General features: G+C 68.5%; 1 protein-coding gene. It reads left to right on the top strand.

Annotated features, from left to right (window positions below; genetic code table 11):
• Positions 1-145: 145 nt before the first annotated feature.
• Positions 146-1,549: an IS1380 family transposase gene (locus tag AB0C16_RS39950; RefSeq protein ID WP_357691348.1), complete on the top strand. Its 1,404-nt coding sequence runs from the start codon at positions 146-148 to the stop codon at positions 1,547-1,549.
• The last annotated feature ends 192 nt before the right edge of the window (positions 1,550-1,741 follow it).

Genomic DNA, 1,741 nt, shown 5'->3' on the forward strand with positions numbered 1-1,741 from the left:
CCTCAGCTATTCAGGCGGTATTTCCCGGTGAAGATCAATAAATAAAGAAGGTGCCTCCGACCTGCGATGATCGGATTGCTGAGATCACAACATCGCACAGAACGGACGCACCTTCCGGGTGAACGCTACGGCATGGGACCGCCGCTTGTCTGTCCGAGGGGACGGCAAGGGGCTCATCGGACACGCGGGAGCCACGCTCCTGCGCAAATGCGCTGATCAGACGGGGTTAACCGGAGCGCTGGGCGGTGTGTTCGCCCGGCTGGGCGGGTCTGTGGTGTGGGACCGGGGCGTGGTCCTCGTCCAACTCGCGGTGGCGATCGCGCTGGGAGCCACCAGCATGCGGCAGATCGCCCTGCTGTCCCACCAGGAGCAGCTCTTCGGCAGGCCGCCCTCGGACTCCACCGTGCGGCGGACGCTGGAGCCCGTCGGGACGTCGGAGCAGTTGCAGGTCCGGATCGCTCGGGCGCGGGCGCGGGTGCGGCGGCACGTGTGGCGGCTGGTCGCCGCGACCGAGACGGGATTCCCCTGGCTGAGCGTGGCCGGCAAGGTGCTGACCGGCTGGATCGTGATCGACCTGGACGCGACGCTGATCACCGCCCACTCCGGCAAGCAGGGCGCCTCTGCGACGTTCAAGAAGGGCTACGGTTTTCATCCGCTGGCCGCCTGGTGCGCCCAGACCCAGGAGTGCCTGGCGATGCTGCTGCGCACCGGATCGGCCGGCTCCAACACTGTCACCGACCACGTGCGGGTGCTCACCGAAGCCATCGCTCAGGTCCCCGACGTCTTCCGCGCCAAGCTCTGGATCCGGATCGACGGCGCGGGCGCCACCCACGACCTGGTCGAACACATGAAAGGCCTGAACACCACCCGGCGCACCGTCCGCTTCACCGTCGGCTGGAAGATCACCGATACCGACGAGACAGCGATCGCCAAGCTCCCCGAGACCGCCTGGCAGGCCGCCGTCCGCCAGGATGGCGAGGTCCACGAGCACGCGCAGGTGGCCGAGCTCACCGGCCTGGACGCACGCGCCCAGCTGTGGGGCGTCAGGTTGCTGGTCCGCCGCGTGCGCCCCTCGGCCCGCGACGCGGCGCAACTCACAGACCTGGAGAAGCGGACCGGCTTCAAGTACGCGATCATCGCCACCAACCTCGGCCCTCGCGGCCTGCGCGGCATCGGCGGCAGCCACCAGCTCGCCTTCATCGACGCCGTCCACCGCGACCACGCCGAAGTCGAAGACCGGGTCCGCTGCAACAAGGCCATGGGGTTGCGCAACCTGCCGTCCAAGACCTGGAACGTCAATGTCGGCTGGGTCCTGGCCTGCAACCTCGCCGCCGACCTCGACGCCTGGACCCGGCTACTCGGCCTACACGACGACCCGGAGCTGGCCCGCGCCGAGCCACAGACTCTCCGCTACTGCCTGTGGCACCTGCCCGCCAGGCTCGTTACCCACGCCCGCCGGCGAATCGTGAAGATCAGCGCCACCTGGCCGTGGAAACACGCCTTCCTGACCTGCTGGCAGCGGCTCTGCGCCCTGCCCGCACCCACCTGACCATCGCGAACGCGTCCCACCTATCCCAGGAGGAAGAGCCCCGGCCTCATCGCGGCCCGTGGAACCGCCGCCCACCCGAGCGTCCCGGGCAGGCTGCCACGCCACCTATCCGCAGCGAACAGGACGACCAGGCAGAAATCTCCATCAGCCGAAATCGATCAAGAGGGACAGCCACCCCGTGAGTCATCGAGG

Origin of the sequence: Nonomuraea sp. NPDC048916 (assembly GCF_040649575.1) — a bacterium.
Lineage (GTDB): Bacteria > Actinomycetota > Actinomycetes > Streptosporangiales > Streptosporangiaceae > Nonomuraea.